General features: G+C 71.2%; 13 protein-coding genes, 1 rRNA gene and 2 riboswitches. Of the genes, 12 read left to right on the top strand and 2 right to left on the bottom strand.

Annotated features, from left to right (window positions below; all coding sequences use genetic code 11):
* The 12 genes from rrf to ACZ47G_RS31125 all read left to right on the top strand — a co-directional run.
* Positions 1-87: ribosomal RNA gene (gene rrf, locus ACZ47G_RS31180) — 5S ribosomal RNA — on the top strand; the annotation flags it as partial.
* Positions 88-185: 98 nt separating this feature from the next.
* On the top strand, positions 186-806 hold the full coding sequence (locus ACZ47G_RS31175; protein WP_465748395.1) for a CDP-alcohol phosphatidyltransferase family protein: 621 nt from the start codon (positions 186-188) through the stop codon (positions 804-806).
* A gap of 124 nt (positions 807-930) precedes the next feature.
* Complete coding sequence (locus tag ACZ47G_RS31170; protein ID WP_465748394.1) at positions 931-3,426, top strand: sugar phosphate nucleotidyltransferase; 2,496 nt, start codon at positions 931-933, stop codon at positions 3,424-3,426.
* Between the two features lie 174 nt (positions 3,427-3,600).
* Entirely contained in the window at positions 3,601-4,674 is a 1,074-nt protein-coding gene (locus ACZ47G_RS31165; RefSeq protein WP_465748392.1) for a DUF881 domain-containing protein, read from the top strand.
* Positions 4,671-5,003, top strand: a complete 333-nt coding sequence (locus ACZ47G_RS31160) for a small basic family protein (protein ID WP_030062488.1) — start codon at positions 4,671-4,673, stop codon at positions 5,001-5,003. The genes ACZ47G_RS31165 and ACZ47G_RS31160 overlap by 4 nt, the downstream gene beginning before the upstream one ends.
* On the top strand, positions 4,996-6,099 hold the full coding sequence (locus ACZ47G_RS31155; RefSeq protein ID WP_465748390.1) for a DUF881 domain-containing protein: 1,104 nt from the start codon (positions 4,996-4,998) through the stop codon (positions 6,097-6,099). The genes ACZ47G_RS31160 and ACZ47G_RS31155 overlap by 8 nt, the downstream gene beginning before the upstream one ends.
* Before the next feature lie 562 nt (positions 6,100-6,661).
* Entirely contained in the window at positions 6,662-7,204 is a 543-nt protein-coding gene (locus ACZ47G_RS31150; RefSeq protein ID WP_465748388.1) for an FHA domain-containing protein, read from the top strand.
* A gap of 182 nt (positions 7,205-7,386) precedes the next feature.
* Positions 7,387-8,079, top strand: a complete 693-nt coding sequence (ftsR, locus tag ACZ47G_RS31145; RefSeq protein WP_465748407.1) for a transcriptional regulator FtsR — start codon at positions 7,387-7,389, stop codon at positions 8,077-8,079.
* A 98-nt stretch (positions 8,080-8,177) separates the two neighbouring features.
* Positions 8,178-8,654 (top strand): bifunctional nuclease family protein, encoded by a 477-nt coding sequence (locus ACZ47G_RS31140; protein WP_030062493.1) that lies wholly within the window; start codon positions 8,178-8,180, stop codon positions 8,652-8,654.
* Between the two features lie 224 nt (positions 8,655-8,878).
* The gene (locus ACZ47G_RS31135; RefSeq protein ID WP_465748386.1) at positions 8,879-9,523 is read left to right on the top strand and encodes a MerR family transcriptional regulator; all 645 of its coding nucleotides are present in this window, start codon (positions 8,879-8,881) and stop codon (positions 9,521-9,523) included.
* Positions 9,524-9,624: 101 nt separating this feature from the next.
* Positions 9,625-10,347, top strand: coding sequence for a SanA/YdcF family protein (locus ACZ47G_RS31130; RefSeq protein ID WP_465748384.1), 723 nt, complete (start codon positions 9,625-9,627; stop codon positions 10,345-10,347).
* 72 nt (positions 10,348-10,419) lie between these two features.
* Positions 10,420-11,805 (top strand): DNA polymerase IV, encoded by a 1,386-nt coding sequence (locus ACZ47G_RS31125; RefSeq protein WP_465748382.1) that lies wholly within the window; start codon positions 10,420-10,422, stop codon positions 11,803-11,805.
* A 149-nt stretch (positions 11,806-11,954) separates the two neighbouring features.
* Here the strand turns inward: ACZ47G_RS31125 and ACZ47G_RS31120 are convergent, their stop codons facing one another.
* Together ACZ47G_RS31120 and ACZ47G_RS31115 are read right to left on the bottom strand one after the other, a co-directional pair.
* A complete protein-coding gene (locus ACZ47G_RS31120; RefSeq protein WP_465748380.1) occupies positions 11,955-13,448 on the bottom strand; it encodes an MFS transporter in 1,494 nt (497 codons plus the stop codon).
* 215 nt (positions 13,449-13,663) lie between these two features.
* Entirely contained in the window at positions 13,664-14,731 is a 1,068-nt protein-coding gene (locus ACZ47G_RS31115; RefSeq protein WP_465748378.1) for a PRC and DUF2382 domain-containing protein, read from the bottom strand.
* Positions 14,732-14,955: 224 nt separating this feature from the next.
* A riboswitch (glycine riboswitch) is annotated at positions 14,956-15,059 on the top strand.
* A gap of 1 nt (position 15,060) precedes the next feature.
* Positions 15,061-15,192, top strand: a riboswitch (glycine riboswitch).
* The last annotated feature ends 84 nt before the right edge of the window (positions 15,193-15,276 follow it).

Below are 15,276 nucleotides of genomic sequence, written 5' to 3'. Positions count from 1 at the left end.
GGTTACATTCCGAACCCGGAAGCTAAGCCTCACAGCGCCGATGGTACTGCAGGGGGGACCCTGTGGGAGAGTAGGACGCCGCCGAACAATTCTTCGAGAGAAGCCCCCGCCGGGTGAACCGGACGGGGGCTTTTCTGTTGTAAAGTCAACGTGCATTGTCGTGACACAGGACAGGAGGCCCCCGGGTGGAGGTCCAGGAGACGCGGGTCCAGACCGATCGTGTCCTCACCATCCCCAACCTGCTGAGCATGGGCCGGCTGGTCGGCGTTCCGCTCTTTCTCTGGCTCATCCTGTGGCCCGCGTTCGGCGGTCCCAAGAACGACGGTTGGGCGCTGCTGATCCTGGCGCTCAGCGGGGTCACCGACTACCTGGACGGAAAGCTCGCCAGGCGGTGGGGGCAGATCAGTCGGGTGGGGCAGCTGCTGGACCCGTTGGCCGACCGGCTCTATGTGCTGTCCACGCTCGTCGGATTGACGTGGCGTGAGTTCCTGCCGTGGTGGGTGACGGCGATTCTGCTGGCCCGGGAAGTCTTTATCGCGGCACTGCTGCCGATTCTGAACCGACACGGTTACGGGCCGCTGCAGACGAGTTTCCTCGGCAAGGCCGCGACCTTCAATCTGATGTACGCGTTTCCGCTTCTGCTGCTCGGTGGCATCGACAGCTGGATCGCGCGGCCGGCCGAGGTGGTGAGCTGGGCCTTCATCTGGTGGGGGACGACCCTGTACTGGTGGTCGGCGATTCTTTACGCGGTTCAGGTGCGGCAGATCATCAAGGCCGGCTCCGCGGGCTCCGCGTCCACAGTCTGAGACGTGATCTGAGAGAAGTCCCACGTCGTCCCGGTGCGTCGGACGAGACCTTCCGGGTAGAGAACCCTCTGGAACGGTTTGATGGACCTGCAGGTCCACCACCGCGAAGGAGGACGCACCCGTAATGAAAGCCGTAGTAATGGCAGGGGGCGAGGGCACCCGACTCCGCCCGATGACCTCCAGCATGCCGAAGCCGCTGCTTCCGGTCGCCAATATGCCGATCATGGAGCACGTGCTTCGGTTGCTGAAGCGGCACGGCCTCTCCGACACCGTCGTCACCGTCCAGTTCCTGGCATCACTCGTCAAGAACTACTTCGGTGACGGGGAGGAACTGGGCATGCACCTCACGTATGCCCATGAGGAGACGCCACTAGGCACTGCGGGGAGTGTCAAGAACGCCGAGGACGCGCTCAAGGACGATTCCTTTCTGGTGATCTCCGGTGACGCGCTGACCGACTTCAACCTCTCCGAATTGATCGACTTTCACCGCAGTAAGAACGCACTGGTCACGGTCTGTCTCACCAGGGTGCCGAATCCCCTGGAGTTCGGAATCACGATCACCGACGAGGACGGGCGGGTCGAGCGCTTCCTGGAGAAGCCGACCTGGGGCCAGGTCTTCTCCGACACGGTGAACACCGGTATCTACGTGATGGAGCCGGAGGTCTTCGACTACGTCGCGGCCGGTGAGTCCGTCGACTGGTCGAGTGACGTGTTCCCGCAGCTGCTGAAGGAGGGCAAGCGGGTCTACGGCTACGTCGCCGAGGGCTACTGGGAGGACGTGGGCACCCACGAGAGCTATGGCAAGGCCCAGGCGGACGTCCTGGAGGGCAAGGTCGACGTCGAGATCGACGGCTTCGAGATCTCGCCGGGGGTCTGGGTGGCCGAAGGGGCGGAGGTGGACCCGGAGGCCGTGCTGCGCGGGCCGCTGTACATCGGGGACTACGCCAAGGTCGAGGCCGGCGTGGAGATCCGTGAGCACACGGTGCTCGGCAGCAATGTCGTGGTCAAGCGCGGCGCCTTCCTGCACAAGGCGGTGGTGCACGACAACGTCTACGTCGGGCCGCAGAGCAATCTGCGCGGCTGCGTGGTCGGCAAGAACACCGATGTGATGCGGGCCGCGCGGATCGAGGACGGCGCGGTGATCGGGGACGAGTGCCTGGTCGGCGAGGAGTCGATCATCGGGGCGAACGTCCGGGTCTACCCGTTCAAGACGATCGAGGCCGGCGCCGTCGTCAACACCTCGGTGATCTGGGAGTCGCGCGGCCAGGAGCACCTGTTCGGTGTCCGGGGCGTCTCGGGCATCCTGAACGTCGAGATCACCCCGGAGCTGGCCGTGCGGCTGGCGGGTGCGTACGCGACGACCTTGAAGAAGGGCGCCACCGTCACCATTGCGCGTGACCACTCGCGTGGTGCGCGTGCGCTCAAACGGGCGATGATTTCGGGCCTGCAGACCTCGGCGATCGACGTCCGCGACCTGGAGAACGTACCGATGCCGGTGGCCCGGCAGCACACGGCGCGGGGGAGCGCGGGCGGGATCTTCCTGCGGACGACCCCCGGCGTGCCGGACTCGCTGGACATCCTCTTCTTCGACGAGCGCGGGGCCGACCTCTCGCAGGCCGGCCAGCGCAAGCTCGACCGGGTCTACGCACGTCAGGAGTACCGGAGGGCGTTCCCGGGCGAGATCGGGGACCTGACCTTCCCGTCCAGCGTGTTCGACTCCTATGCGGGCAACCTGCTGCGGACGGTGGACACCACCGGGGTCCGGGAGGCCGGGCTGAAGGTGGTGGTGGACACCGCGCACGGCAGTGCCGGGCTGGTGCTGCCCAGCATCCTCGGTCGGCTGGGGGTGGAGGCGCTCACCGTCTCCAGCGGGCTGGACGAGGCACGGCCGACCGAGGACGCGGAGACCCGGCGAGCCGGGCTGGCCAGGCTCGGCGAGCTGGTGGCGTCCTCGCGGGCGGCCTTCGGCGTCCGGTTCGACCCGGTGGGCGAGCGGGTCGCGTTCGTGGACGAGCTGGGCCGGGTGATCGACGACGACCGGGCGCTACTGGTGCTGCTGGACCTGGTCGCGGCGGAGCGGCGCAGTGGGCAGGTGGCGTTGCCGGTGACCACGACCCGGATCGCCGAGCAGGTCGCGGCCTACCACGGAACCCAGGTCATCTGGACGACGACGACGCCGGACGACCTGGCGAAGGCGGCCTCGGCCGAGGGCACGGTGTTCGGCGGGGACGGGCGCGGAGGCTTCGTGGTGCCCGAGTTCAGCGGGGTGCTGGACGGTGCCGCGGCCTTCGTCCGGCTGGTCGGCCTGGTGGCCCGGACCCAGCTCACGCTGAGCCAGATCGACGCGCGGATCCCGCAGGCGCACATCCGGCGCCGGGACATCGCGACGCCGTGGGCGGCGAAGGGCATGGTCATGCGCTCGGTGGTGGAGGCGGCCGGCAGCCGCCGGCTGGACACCACGGACGGCGTCCGGGTGGTCGAGGCGGACGGGCGGTGGACGCTGGTGCTGCCGGACCCGGCCGAGGCGGTCACCCACCTGTGGGCCGAGGGGCCGGACGACGAGGCGACCGACGCGCTCCTGGACGAGTGGGCGGCGGTGGTCGAGGGCGCGGGACGGTGACCGTCTGAGCGGACGGGTCCCCTGAAGGGCGGGGCGCGCGGATCGGTTCGCGCGCCCCGCTGTCCGTTTTCACATCATTCGGAGGGTTCCGTCACTTTCCGTGGATGTGTCCGGCGTGTGTGCAGCTCAGGGGCCGTGCGCGGGCCCCTTCGCCGACATGGGACGATGGTCCGCATGCCAGCGACGCCGACGCCGAGTGCCCCGAACGGGCGGTACAACCGCCCGGACGCCTCGATGTCCCTGCTGACCAACGTGATGGACCACAGCCTGGACGAGGGGTACGCCGAGGCGGCCGCGGCCCGGGGCGGTGAGCACGACAGCCGGATACCCCGGACGCTGCGGGGGTTGCTGACGCTGGGCGCCGGACTGGCAATGGTCGGTGCGGTGGTGACCATCGGCGCGGTGAACGCGCACAAGGCGGAGCCGACGCTGGCCAAGGAGCGGGACGCGCTGATCCACCGGATCAACGACAGCAACGGCTCGGCGGACCACCTGCAGAAGGAGGTCCAGGACCTGCGGCGCAAGGTCGACGACACCCAGCAGCAGGCGCTGGCCTCCGGGGACAGCGGATCGGCCGGACTGACCGGCGAGGTGGGCCTGGGCGAGGTCACCGGGCCCGGGGTGAAGCTGGTCCTGGAGGACGCCGCCGGGACGGGCAGCGGGGGCAACGTCGACCCGCGGGCCGGACAGGGCTTCTCCAACAGCGGCCGGCTGCGCGACCGAGACCTGCAACTCGTGGTGAACGGCCTGTGGGGATCCGGCGCGGAGGCCGTCTCGATCAACGGGCAGCGGCTGACCGCCCTGTCGGCGATCCGGGCCGCCGGTGAGGCGGTGCTGGTGGACAACCGGCCGCTGGTCCCGCCGTACAACATCCAGGCGATCGGGGACGGGCCGAAGCTACTGACCGCCTTCGAGCGGGACATGGCCGGGCAGTACCTGCGGTTGCTGGAGGAGAAGTACGGCATCAAGTCCACGCTCTCCGCACAGAAGAGCCTGACGCTGCCGGCGGCGGTGGGCGTGACGCTGCGGACCGCGCAGCCCGTCACGCCCGAGCCCTCGCCCACGGCGAGCCCGTCGGCGAGCTCGACGGCCGCAGCGGACGGCAGCCCGTCGGGCGGCCCGGGAACCTCGGGGAGCCCGACGGCGTCCGTTTCACCATCCGCGACCAGTACGGGTCAGCCCGCGAAGCGGCGACCGTCCGGCGGATCCACCAAGACCACCACAGGGACAGGAGCAGCTAGACCGTGATTGCCGTACTGGGTCTCGTGATCGGGGTGGTCGTCGGACTCTTCGTCCAACCCGAGGTGCCCGACGCCGTCGTGCCCTACCTGCCGATCGCGGTGGTGGCGGCGCTGGACGCGGTGTTCGGCGGCGTCCGGGCGATGCTGGACGGGATCTTCAACGACAAGGTCTTCATCGTCTCGTTCCTGTCGAACGTGGTGGTCGCGGCCCTGATCGTCTTCCTGGGTGACCAGCTGGGCGTCGGCTCGCAGCTGTCCACGGGTGTGGTCGTCGTCCTCGGCATCCGCATCTTCTCCAACGCGGCGGCGATCCGGCGTCATGTCTTCCGTGCCTGAGCCGGGCCGCGGAGCGGCGGAGAAGGAAGAGGAGAAGACGGCGGAGGCGCCGGCGGTCGAGGAGACCGCTCCGGAACCGGTGGCGAAGGCGTCCGAGGAGCCTGAGGCTGCGGCGACGGCTGAGGCTGTGGCGGAGGCGGAGAAGCCTGACGCTGACGCTGAGCTTGAGGCAGGGGCGGCGGAGCCGGAGCCCGCGCCGTCGGTACGGCTGACGAAGGCCGCCGCCGCCGAAACCGAGCCGGAGCCTGTGGCGGCCGAGGTCGAGGTCGAGGTCGAGGCCGGTGAGCCGGCGGAACCGGTCGGTCCGGAGGCCGCCGAGGAGCCAGCCGCTGAGGAATCGCCCGCAGAGGAGCCGCCCGGTGCGGACCGGAGCGCCGGTCGGCGGCGGCTGAAGGCGGCGCTCTGGCCGCCGCGGCTGTCGCGCGGGCAGCTGGTGGTGGCGCTGCTGCTGTTCTCGCTCGGGCTGGGGCTGGCGATCCAGGTGCGCTCGACCAACGACCACCACAACCAGCTGCGCGGGGCGCGGCAGGAGGACCTGGTCCGGATCCTCGACGAACTGGACAGCCGTCAGCAGCGTCTCCAGCAGGAGAAGGCCGAGCTCGAGCAGTCCCTGGGCAAGTTGGAGAACAGCTCCAACCAGGCCAAGGAGGCCCAGGAACAGACCAGGAAGAAGATGACGGAACTGGGTGTGCTGGCCGGTACGGTCAAAGCCACAGGTCCGGGCATCGTACTCACGGTCGATGATCCCCAAGGGCAGGTGAAGGCAGATATGCTGCTGGACACCCTGCAGGAACTTCGAGCGGCGGGGGCGGAGGCGATTCAGATCAACGATGTGCGCGTGGTGGTCAACACCTACTTCACCGACCTGTCGGGCGGTGGGGTGCAGATCGACGGGAAGAAGGTCTCGCAGCCCTATCGGTTCACCGTCGTGGGGAACCCGCAGGACCTGACGCCCGCGCTGAACATCCCGGGGGGCGTCGTCCGCACCCTGGAGAGCCACCAGGCGCGGGCGACGATCACCCAGCAGCAGAAGGTGGTCGTCGACGCCCTCGTCGATCTGAAGACGCCGCAGTACGCCAAGCCGGCTTCGAAGTGACGGGGCGCTCGTCGAACGGCCCGTCACGGGCGGGCGGCACCCGGTGCGGGGCGCCGTCGTCGCGTGGGAGAGACTGGTTCGCACCAGTACGCTCCGTAGCACCAACCGAAGCACCAACCGTCGGAGTACCACTCCAGCAGGCCCGAGCCGCAACCGGGCCCGCAGCCTGTCCGAGGTTCTCACCCTGCCCCGCGGGCGGGTCTGTCACACGCAAGGGGATTCGCCCGTGAGTTTCTTCTCGAAGTTGTTCGGTCGCAACAAGGGTCGCGACGCGGCCGCCGTCGAGGCGCCCACCGCGCGGCACCGCCGGCCGGAGGACGAGCCCGCCGTGCCGGGCATGCGCCCCGCCCCCGAGGCCGCGCCGTACGCCGAACAGCAGCTCTACCGGGACGGTGCCGCGCAGTACGCGGGGAATCCGGCGGGCTACGGCGCGTCGGTTGACCCCTCCGGCGACCCGCGCATAGGTTTCCCGTCAGGACCCTCAACCTCTGGTGGAGGGTTTGCCCCGGACCCGTACGCCGGGCACAACCCGTCGGGTGTGCCGCGCCAGGAGGCTGTGAACATGGCTGGCCCCACTCCGTGCCCCAGGTGCGGCAACCAGAACCCGGCCGCGGCCCGCTTCTGCTCCAACTGCGGCACCGCGCTGCGCGGCGGTGTGCTGCCGGAGGGGGCGGTGGAGACCACCTCGACGATCTCGATCTCCGGCCTGGAGTCCTACGACCCGTCCGCCACGACCGGCACCGGCACCACGCCGGCGCTGTCGGCCGAGGTGCTGTCGGCGATCGACGCGCTGCCGCCGGGCTCGGCGCTGCTGATCGTCCAGCGCGGCCCGAACTCGGGCAGCCGGTTCCTGCTGGACTCGGACGTCACCACGGCGGGGCGTCACCCGCAGGGTGACATCTTCCTGGACGACGTCACCGTCTCCCGCCGCCACGTGGAGTTCCGCCGCACCCCGGCCGGCTTCAGCGTCGCGGACGTGGGCAGCCTGAACGGCACCTACGTCAACCGGGAGCGGATCGACGAGGTGCCGCTGAACAACGGCGACGAGGTGCAGATCGGGAAGTACCGGCTGGTGTTCTTCGCCGGCCACAACCGGGGGTACTGAAACCAACGTCGGCGGGAGCCCGAGTGAATACGAATACCCCTTCCTCTTCTCTCGGGGCGGCCAACCCTGCGTCGTCGTCCGGTCCGCAGGCGGACCGGGGCGGTCGCGGGGTGGTCGCGGCCCCCAGGCAGCCGGTCCGGCCGGACCGGCCCGCCGGGCGACGGCGCGGCGGTGACGAACTGCTGAGCATCGGCGCGGTGCTGGCCTTCCTGCGCGACGACTTCCCCGAGGTGACCATCTCCAAGATCCGCTTCCTGGAGGCGGAAGGGCTGGTCGAGCCGCAGCGCACTCCCTCGGGGTACCGCAAGTTCAGCCCGTCCGACGTGGAGCGGCTGGCCTACGTGCTGCGGATGCAGCGCGACCACTACCTGCCGCTGCGGGTGATCCGCGAGCACCTGGACGCGATCGAGCGCGGGGAGGCCCCGCCCGCCCTGCCGGCCGCCGAGGCCCGGCCCGGGCCGATGGAGGAGGCCGACCGGGAGCTGGTGGCCTCGGCCGACGTCCCCTCCGGGGTCCGGCTGGGGCGGGCCGAGCTGCTCGCCGCCGCCGAGGCCGGGGAACCGGAGCTGGCGGAGTGGGAGGCGTACGGGCTGGTCGTGCCGGGCCCGGACGGCGGGTACGACGGGGAGGCGCTGCAGGTGGCCCGGTTGGTCGCCGAGCTCGGCCGGTACGGGCTGGAGCCGCGGCACCTGAGGGCCATGAAGGCGGCGGCGGACCGCGAGATCGCGCTGGTGGAGCAGGTGGTGGCGCCGCTGCGACGGCACCGGAACCCGCAGACCCGGGCGCACGCCGAGGCCACCGCGAGGGAGCTGGCGACGCTGTCGGTGCGGCTGCACGCGGCCATGGTCCAGGCCGGTCTGCGCTCTCGGGGATAGCCCCTGCGGCGTCCCTCGCACGGACCGGTGCACCGCGTTGACCAGCGGCGTCGGCCCTGCGCTTTCATATCCGGGGTCGTAGCCATAGGGTTGCCTGTGTGAATGAGCTCGACGTCGTGGGTGTCCGAGTGGAGATGCCTTCCAACCAGCCGATCGTGCTGCTTCGGGAGGTCGGGGGAGATCGATACCTGCCGATCTGGATCGGCCCCGGCGAGGCGACCGCGATCGCCTTCGCCCAGCAGGGCATGACTCCGGTGCGCCCGCTGACGCACGACCTGTTCAAGGACGTCCTGGAAGCGCTCGGCCAGCAGCTCACCGAGGTCCGGATCACCGACCTGCGGGAGGGCGTGTTCTACGCCGAGCTGGTGTTCGCCGGCGGGGTCGAGGTGAGTGCCCGGCCGTCCGACGCGATAGCGCTCGCCCTGCGCACCGGTACGCCGATCTACGGGAGCGAGGAGGTGCTCGCCGAGGCGGGCATCGCGATCCCGGACGAGCAGGAGGACGAGGTCGAGAAGTTCCGCGAGTTCCTCGACCAGGTGTCGCCCGAGGACTTCGGGGGCGGCGGCCCGCAGTAGCGCGGACGGGCCTCGTCAGCCGTTGCGCGCGCCGTTTTGCCAAAAACCGTCCATCTACCCACACTAGGGGCACGAAAAACCACTCTCCTGAGTGATGTGGTCTGTCGGGCCCGGCGTGGCGATCGTTGACGGGTCATAGGGGACTGCCTACCGTCAGGAGTGGCTGTCCGGGTGGCCGATGCCCGCAGTCGGGTTGCCCGCAGCACGAGTGGACGGAGGTAGGCATGAGCAGCACCGGCGATGACGCGGCCGTGGGAGGCCTGTGCGCCGTGCACCTTCCGCGCACCGCCCGCACCGTGTCCGACCTGCCCAGGACGGGCAGGTTCCCGGCCGTACAGCCGGGGCAGCCCGCGATCGAGCGGCTGGCCCCGACGTCCGAACTGATCGGCTTCCGCGGCCCGACGGCCTGTGCGGCGGCCGGCATCACCTACCGCCAGTTGGACTACTGGGCCCGCACCGGACTGCTGGAGCCCAGCGTCCGCACCGCGTACCCGGCGACCAGTCAGCGGCTCTACAGCTTCCTCGACGTCCTGCTGCTGAAGATCGTCAAGCGGCTGCTCGACGCGGGCGTCTCCTTGCAGAACATCCGGGTGGCCGTCGCCCATCTGCAGTCCGCCGAACAGGCCGACCTGGCCGGGCTGACGCTGATGTGTGACGGTGCGACGGTGTACGAGTGCACCACGCCGCAGCAGGTGGTCGATCTGCTGAAGGGTGGTCAGGGGGTGTTCGGCATCGCGGTGGGAGCGGTCTGGCACGAGCTGGAGCTGACCCTCGGTCGGCTGCACGCGGAGCGGACCGACACCGGCGAGACGCTGGTCGGCAACGATCCGGCGGACGAGCTGGCGCAGCGGCGCAACCGGGCGGTCTGACCGGGCGATCGTTTTCGACGGGGCCGTGGGCCCGGACGGGGAACCGTTCCGGCTCACGGCCTCGTCGTGTTGCCTGGTGAAAGCGATCGAGGGAGGGGCACGTGGAGGTCGGCGCCGGGATATCGGAGCTGGTGCGGCGTCGGGCCGGGGGGCTCCGGGCGCGGCTGCGGGAGCGCCGGACGCAGCGCAGGGTCTTCCAGGCGGCGACGCTGCTGTGCTCGCTGGCGCTGGCGCCCAGTGCCTGGCTGTGGATCGCGGCGGGGGACCGGGTGGGCACGGTGGAGAGCGCGCCCTCGGCGCCGGTCGCGGTGGTCTTCGGCGCCGGGCTGGACCAGGGCAAGCCGTCGCCGTACCTGGAGCACCGGCTGGTGGCGGCACTGGACCTGTACCGGGAGGGCAAGGTGAAGGCCGTCCTGGTGACCGGGGACAACGGGCGGACCGAGTACGACGAGCCGGACGCGATGTACCAGTACCTGACCGAGCACGGGATCCCGGCGGACCGGGTGGTGCGGGACTACGCCGGCTTCGACACCTGGAACTCCTGCACCCGGGCGCACCGGATCTTCGGGGTGGACCGCGCGGTGCTGGTCAGCCAGGACTTCCACGTCCGGCGGGCGCTGGCGCTGTGCGAGGCGGCGGGCATCCGCTCGTACGCGGTCGGTGTGCCGGAGCTGCACGACAACACCTGGCTGTACGGCGGGCTGCGGGAGGTCGCCGGGGCGGGAAAGGCGGCGGTGAACGTGTGGCTGCGGCCGGACCCGGTGTTCCTCGGGCCCACGGAGGACGGCATCCCGAAGGCGCTGGCCCAGGCCGCGAAGCGGTAGCGGCGAGCGGCCGGCCGTGGGGCGTCGGCCGGGTTCGTACGCACTGTCGGACCCGTGCGCGATGATCGGCGGGTGCGATCTCTGCCGAGCATCATCCACCTCGACATGGACGCCTTCTTCGCGGCGGTGGAGCAGGCGGCCAAGCCGAGCCTGCGCGGCAAACCGGTGGTCGTCGGCGGGCTCGGCGGGCGCGGGGTGGTGTCCACGGCCTCGTACGAGGCGCGCACGTTCGGGGTGCACTCGGCGATGCCGATGGCGCAGGCGCGGCGGCTGTGCCCCAACGCGGCGTTCCTGGCCGGGCGGTTCGAGGCGTACCGGCAGAACAGCGAGATCGTGATGGGGCTGCTGCGCGAACTGTCGCCGCTGGTGCAGCCGCTGAGCCTGGACGAGGCCTTCGTCGACCTGGAGGCCGGTCCGTACGGTCCGGCGCTGACGGAGGCGGACCACGAGACCGGGGAGCAACTGGTACTGGCCCTGGCGGAGGACCTGCGGGCGGACATCCAGCGGTTCACCGGGCTGACCGGCTCGGTGGGGGCGGCGGGCTCCAAGCTGATGGCGAAGATCGCCTCCGAGCAGGCCAAGCCGAACGGGCTGGTGCTGATCGAGCCCGGGCAGGAGCGGGCCGTGCTCGGGCCGATGCCGGTCCGGGCGCTGCCCGGGATCGGGCCGGCCACCGAGCAGGTGCTGCGGCGGGCCGGGCTGAGCACGGTGGCCGACCTGGCGGAGGCGGGGGAGGCGGAGCTGGTCCAGCTGCTCGGGCGGGCGCACGGCGCCGGGGTCTTCCAGATGTCCATAGGACTGGACGAGCGGCCGGTGGTGGCCGACCAGGACGCCAAGTCGGTCTCGGTGGAGGACACCTACGAGGTGGACCTGGCCGACCGGGACCGGGTGCTGCGCGAGGTGGAGGCGCTGGCCGGCCGGTGCGTGCGGCGGCTGCGGGCGGCCGGGCGTTCGGGGCGGACGGTGGTGCTCAAGGTGCGGCGCTTCGACTTCTCGACCCTGACCCGCTCGGAGACCCTGGGCGGGCCCACCGACGACCAGGCGGTGATCACCGCGACGGCGCGGCGCCTGGCGGAGCAGGTGGACATCACCGGCGGGGTCCGGCTGCTCGGGGTGGGCGTGGCCCAGCTGGCCGACTACACCCAGGAGGACCTGTTCGCCCAGGCGCTCCGGGAGGAGGCGGCGGAGCACGCCGAGGTCGCCGAGGCGGCGGTGGCCGAGGAGGAGCCGGAGGAGCCCGTGGTGCGGCGCTGGATGCCCGGACAGGACGTCCGGCACGCCGAGTGGGGGCCGGGCTGGGTGCAGGGCAGCGGGGTCGGGCGGGTGACCGTGCGGTTCGAGACGCCGTGGAGCGGGCCGGGGCGGGTGCGGACCTTCTCGGTGGACGATCCGGAGCTGGAGCCGGCCCGGCCGCTGCCGCTGCGGCAGGCCGAGGAGCCCGCCGGCGACGGGGAGTGAAGCGGGAGAACGCGGAACGGCCCCACCCGGTAGGAGTACCGGGTGGGGCCGCATACCGTGCCGGTCCCCGGACGGTCGTGATGCCCTCGCGACCGAGCGGAGGCCGGGCCCGCGCGTCCTGTCCCTGAGCGCGCGGGCCGGACGCCTCGTCAGGCGTCGGTCTTGGCCAGCTCGGGGCTGGAGTCCTGCCGGGCCGAGCCGCCGGCGACGGCGGTGACGGCCGGCTTGACGGTACGGATCAGGAAGGGGACGACGCCGGCGATGACGCAGATGACGGCCGTGGTCCAGAACGCGTGCTTGTAGGCGTCCAGGGTGGGGATCTGCACCGGCAGCTTGATCGGGAACTTCATGGTGTCACCGGTCAGGATGGCGGTCATCACGGCGGTGCCGATCGCGCCGCCGACGGTGCGGAGCACGGAGTTCATGCCGTTGGCGATGCCGCTCTGCTCGACCGGGACGGCGCCGTTGATGAAGGCGGGCATCGCGGCGAAGGCGAGGCCGATACCGAGGCCGAAGATGGCGGAGGCGGTGTAGATGTCGCCTTCGGCGCTGTGGCGCAGCGCCAGGTAGGCCATCGCGATCGCGCCGAGGACGCCGCCGAGGACCAGCGGCAGGCGCGGGCCGCGGCGGGCGATCAGCACGGCGCCGACCGGGGCGGCCACCATCGAGCCGATCGCGGACGGCAGCAGCATCACGCCGGCGTGCAGGACGGTCGCGGTGAAGCCGTAGTGGGCCAGCTTCTCCGGGGTCTGGGCGAAGTTGCTGATGACCATGAACGAGCCGTACATGCCGAAGCCGATGAGCAGACCGGCCAGGTTGGTGAAGGCGACGGCCGGGCGGCCCATCATCTTCAGGTCCACCAGCGGGTGGGCGACCTTGGTCTCGATGACGCCCCAGATCAGGGCGACCACGGCGGCGACGGCGAACAGGCCGAGGGTCTTGGTGGAGGTCCAGCCCCAGTGGTTGCCCTGGCTGACGGCGACCAGCAGCGCGGAGAGCCAGGCGGCCAGGGTGATGGCGCCGAGCGGGTCGGCGCCGCCCTCCTTGTCGACGACCGGGTCGGACGGGACGCGGAAGGCGACCAGGGCGACCGCGAGCAGGCCGAAGGCCAGGCCCATCCAGAAGATCGACTTGTAGTTCCAGTGCTCCAGCAGCAGGCCGGTCGCGACCAGGCCGAGGCCGGAGCCGACGCCCATCGAGGCGCTGATGGCGGCGACGCCGCCGGTCACCTTCTGCTTGGGCAGCTCGTCACGGACGATGCTGATCGCCAGCGGCATCACGCCACCGCCGGCGCCCTGGAGGACGCGGGCGACGATCAGCCAGGTGAAGGAGTGGGTGCTGACCGCCAGCGCCGAACCGGCGACCAGGCCGGCCAGCGAGATCAGCAGCATGGGCTTGCGGCCCCGGAGGTCGCCGAAGCGGCCCAGCAGGGGAGTCAGCACGGCCGCGGACAGCAGGTTGGCGGTCATCAGCCAGGTGATGTTGGAGCCGGAGACGTCCAGTTCCTTGGCCAGCGACGGCAGGATCGGTACGACCGCGGTCTGCACCACGCTGAACGACAGCATCGCCAGGATGAGGGCCGGCAGGACCCGGGCGTTGCTCTGCTTCTCGGCCGCGGTGGTGGGCTGTGGTGCCTCACTCACGGTTGCTTCCTCCCGTACATAGTGAATGAACTGAAGTAACTGTGCAGGGAGATACTTCAGAGTGTCAAATATCGAGTGGTTAAGGTTTGGCAAAGGGGAAGGCTTTGCCTTCGGCGGACCGGGCGTTGACGGCCGGTCGGGTGGGCTCGGCGCGGGGGCGGGCACGGCGAAGGGCCCCGGACCGGAGTCCGAGGCCCTTGCTGGTGCGGGGTCGGTCAGACCAGGGGGCGCAGCGCGGACGGGCGGGCGCCGTCGATGACCGGGGCGTCCGGCTCGGCGGCCGCGGCGGTGTCGTCGTGGACCTCGACGTTCTCGCGGCGGAGCTCGTCCTGGACGACCTCCTCCGCGGTGTAGCGCTCCACCACCAGGCGGACCCGCTCGATCGGGGCGAGGTACTTGCGGACCACCGGCCGCTCCTCACGGAGGGTGACCTCCTCCACCGCCTCGGCGATCTCCTTCTCGGTGAGCGAGGCGCGCTCGGCGTCGCCGACCGGCATCCGCTCCACCCGGACCCGCTCGCGGACCACCGGGACGCGGCGCTCGACCTGCTCGCTGGTCACGTACTTGCGCAGCTTCGCGGTGCCCAGGACGTGCCACTCGGTGGTGATGTCCAGGCGCTCCTCGCGGCAGGTGATCTCGACCGGGCCGTTGGGGGCCGAGGCGGCGGCGGTGCCGGTCGGATCGACCGCGGACGGGACCGGCTGGTGCTTCGGCTCGACCACCGGGGTGGCGGTCGGCGCGGTCACCGTGCCGTTGGCGACCGGTGCGGGGGTGCTGAGGGTCCGCACGTGGGCCTCCGTGGCGGTGTCGGTGCTGGTGGTCGTCGCGGTGGCGACGGTGGTCATGGTCGGGCCGGGTTCGGGGGAGTGGAAGGCGAGCGGCTTGGCGACCGCGGCGGCCGTGGTGGTGCCGAAGTCGAGGTCGGGCTGGGCCGCCCGGGCGGGCTCACCGTTGGCCGGGTGGCCGTCCGCCGGGGTGTCGAGCCCGTAGTAGCGGTAGAGCTGGAGCTCCTGGGCGGGCGAGAGGTGCTGGCCCACGCCGAAGTCCGGCGAGTCCTTGACCAGCGACTTGTCGTAGGGCACCCGGAGTTCTTCGCCGGAGAACTCGCTCGTGGTGAGCGGGACGAAGGCGTCCCGGCCGAAGATGCCGGTGCGGACGGCCGCCCACTCCGGCCGGCCGGTGGCGTCGTCGAGGTACACCTCGTCGATCGTGCCGATCTTGTCTCCGTTGCGGTCGACCGCCTTGTGGCCGATGAGGTCTCGGGGGTCGATGTCGGTCTGCACTCTTTCCTCCAAGCGCTGCGCCTGCGGAACTCCCGCAGGTAAGGCGGCCGGAGCACCCGTCCCGTCCGCCACTTCACACCAAAAGCCATGAACCGGACGTGCGCGACCGGGGTGCGGCCGGACGGGTCCGCGCTGCTCCGTACGGGGGACGCGCGTAGACCCGGAGTCGACCCGACGCACCCGTGATCGCAGGGCCGCCCGCTGGTACCCTGGGCCGCGACCGCCGAGCCCGCTCGGGAGAGTCCCCGACAGCGAAAACCGCTGGTCGAGGCGCCGAAGGAGCAACTCCTCCCCGGAATCTCTCAGGCATCCGTACCGTGCGGGATAGGTCACTCTGGAAAGCAGGGCAGGAGCGTCGGCGCGGGAGCCGGCGATCACCACCCTCACCGACGGTGCAAGCCGACGGAGCGCCACAGCGCGACGTGCGGGCGAAGCTCTCAGGTCCCGATGACAGAGGGGGAGGCCTTTCGGGTCCGTCCGCCCAGGCCGGTCCGCTGTCCGCAGCGGCGTCGGCCGGTCGGCGTGCGTACCCCCGCCGGTCCGTG

Source organism: Kitasatospora sp. NPDC030952 (genome assembly GCF_055571335.1).
Note: the sequence above shows the minus strand (reverse complement) of the source record. Positions and strands in the feature narration are given on the sequence as shown.